The 2655-nt window shown below is 69.5% G+C and carries 3 protein-coding genes; all 3 read left to right on the top strand.

Annotated elements, in window-relative coordinates; translation table 11 throughout:
* Nucleotides 1-912: endonuclease/exonuclease/phosphatase family protein (locus tag VFS34_14630; protein HET9795687.1), on the top strand; the 912-nt coding region annotated here is incomplete at its 5' end.
* 18 nt (nucleotides 913-930) lie between these two features.
* Nucleotides 931-2241, top strand: coding sequence for a hypothetical protein (locus VFS34_14625; GenBank protein HET9795686.1), 1311 nt, complete (start codon nucleotides 931-933; stop codon nucleotides 2239-2241).
* A 70-nt stretch (nucleotides 2242-2311) separates the two neighbouring features.
* On the top strand, nucleotides 2312-2655 hold a 344-nt coding region (locus VFS34_14620), incomplete at its 3' end, for a protein kinase (protein HET9795685.1).

Genomic DNA, 2655 nt, shown 5'->3' with positions numbered 1-2655 from the left:
TTTCCCGCGCGGGCGGCGGGAATCGCCCGCGAGGTCGACGCCGTGAGGCCCGACCTGATCGGCCTCCAGGAAGCGGAGCTCTGGAGGAGCGCGCCTTTCGCGGCCGCGGCTCCGGCGCATCACGTCGAGTACGACTTCGTGGATCTCCTCGTGAAGGCGCTCAAGGCCCGCGGCCTGCACTACGAGGTCGTCGCCGAGGAGCGGGGATTCGACATCCAGATGCCCGGATTCCTCTCGGCGGCCGATGCCGCCAAAGGCAAGCTCTCGTGGATCCGCCTGACGGATCGTGAGGTCATCCTCGCGAGGAAGTCGACCGGCCATTCGCCGCTCTCGCTCGCGAACGCGCAGACGGGGCACTTCGTGACGAACATCGAGTACCCGGTCTCGCCGGACTTCACGTTCGTCGTCCAGCGCGGCTGGGCTTCCGTGGACGCTACGATCGGAGGCCGGACATTCCGGTTCGTGACGACGCATCTCGAGGCGGACGACGAAGGCATCCGCGAGGCTCAGGCCGCAGAAATCGTCGCCGGGCCGGCCAGCACCGCTCTCCCCGTCGTCTTCGTGGCGGATGCGAATTCCGACGGCAACCCCGTTCCGAAGTTCAACCCCGCCGCCTACGACATCCTGATCGGCGGCGGCTTCACCGACGCGTGGAGGGTGCGGCATCCGGGCGAGCCGCCGGTGAGCACCTGCTGCAGCGCGGAGCTCCTGACCAACTTCGATTTCCCGGACCCGGCCGACGACGAGGGAAGGATCGACCTCGTCCTCTACCGCGGCGCGGCGGACTTCGCGCCGCTCGAGGTCGACCGTCTCGGGACCGACCCGGCCGTCGACCGTGTCTTCAACGGCGTGGCGCTCCTCTGGCCGTCGGATCACGCCGGCGTCTTCGCGACGCTGCGTCTCATGCCCTGAGAGCGAAGAGAGACGGCGATGACGCGAGTCCCCGCGCCGCGTCGAAGGGCACGCGGCCCGATCGTTTTCCTCCTTCTTCTCGCGGGAACGGTCGGGCTCGGGCCGGCGTCTCTTCCGGCTCAGGATGCGACTCCCCGGGCCGGCGAGGCGTGCTCGGGCAGGTTCCTCGGCATTCCGATCGACGTGCCCGCCCGGGATCGAAAGGAGCTCTCCTGGGTGGGCGGGGCGCTCCTCTCCGTTCCCGGCGGCCCGGACGATCACCGCGAGGTCCCGGCGGGCGAGCTCTTCCTCTGGCGCAATCACCCGGAGCGGCGCGAGCTCCTGCGGGCGGAGATCGCGATCGTCGCCAACTCCATCCGATACAACCGCGGCTTTTCGAGCAGCCGGTGGGAAGCGGTCGGCACGCTCGAGACATCGACCCTCCCCTGGTCGTTCTCCGATTCGATCGAGGGCGTTCGGGACACTCCCGCCACGCTCAAGTTCCGCTCCGTCCGCGGTGGCCTCGGCATCGGGTGGCGCCGAGGGCTCGCGCCCGGCCTGCAGGACAACTTCGTCGAGGCCGCTCTCACGTTCGAGCCGGGATACCTGTGGTTCGCGCGCACGGGTGAGACCGCTTCCGATTTCGTGCTGCCGGCCGATTCCTTCGAATCGCGGGCTCACCTCCGGATCCGTGCCGATACCCTCGTGCGGAACCTCCTCGAGCTGCCGCACGTGGGGTGGGCCGCAGGGCTCGACGCGCGCGCGGGAGATCGCAGCGGATGGAAGGACTGGGGCGGGGGAGCCTCGGGAGAAGTCCGCGCCGCGGACGGCCGGCGCTGGACGTCGATCTCCGGATACATCCTGGCGGCCGCGCCGCTCCCGTTTACCGCGGGAGAGCGCCATCGGGCGATCGTCTCCGCGTATGCCGCCACGGGGAGCGGCCTCGATCGCTTCTCCGCACCGCGGCTCGACGGATTCTCCAATGCGGGGGACTGGGAGTCGCTCTCGCGGCCCGTCGTCCCCGGCGCGGCGGCCGACGAGTTCCGTCCGACGCGATACGCCGTCGCGAATTTCGAATATCGATACCAGGCGGCATTCTTCCTCTACCTGCAGGCCCGCGGGACGCTCGCCTGGGTCGACCGCGCCCGGCGGAACGAGGACGGAGGTCTCCGGACGCGCATGGAGCCCCTTCCCGCCGTCACGGCCGCGGTGACGAGCGGCCTGCCCTGGCGGATGAGCATGGAGCTCGCCTGGTCGCGCAATTTCGGGGTCCTTCGATCGAACGGAGCCGGCCGGACCGAGAAGGGAGGCAACGCGCTCTACGCATCGCTGACGAAATCGTTGCCGTAGCGCGGTCCGCCCGGGTACATGATGTAGAGCTCATCCATTTCTTCCCTCTCGCGAGAGAGGCAGGTGCTCGGTGACGCTGCCTGCGGGGACGCGGTTGGGCCCCTACGAGATCCTCTCGCCGATCGGAGCGGGAGGAATGGGAGAGGTGTATCGGGCCCTCGATACGCGCTTGAGGCGCGAGGTCGCGATCAAGATCCCCCCGCAGGAGCTCGCCCGCAACCCGGCGGTCGTCGCCCGGTTCGAACGCGAAGCGCGCGCCATCGCCTCGCTCGCTCATCCCAACGTCCTCGACATCCACGATTTCGGCCGCGAAGGAGAGATCTGGTACGCGGTGACGGAGTTGCTCGAGGGAGAGAACCTCCGCCGGCGCCTCGCGGACGGGCCTCTGCCCTGGCGGGAAGCGGTCGCGATCGC

It is taken from the genome of Thermoanaerobaculia bacterium (assembly GCA_035717485.1).
Lineage (GTDB): Bacteria > Acidobacteriota > Thermoanaerobaculia > UBA5066 > DATFVB01 > DATFVB01.
The sequence above is the reverse complement of the archived record's forward strand: the minus strand, read 5'-3'. Positions and strand labels throughout refer to the sequence as shown.

Excerpts from the sequence above, each read along its gene's own strand:
- VFS34_14625 (HET9795686.1), top strand. The coding sequence starts at position 931 with ATGACGCGAGTCCCCGCGCCGCGTCGAAGGGCACGCGGCCCGATCGTT.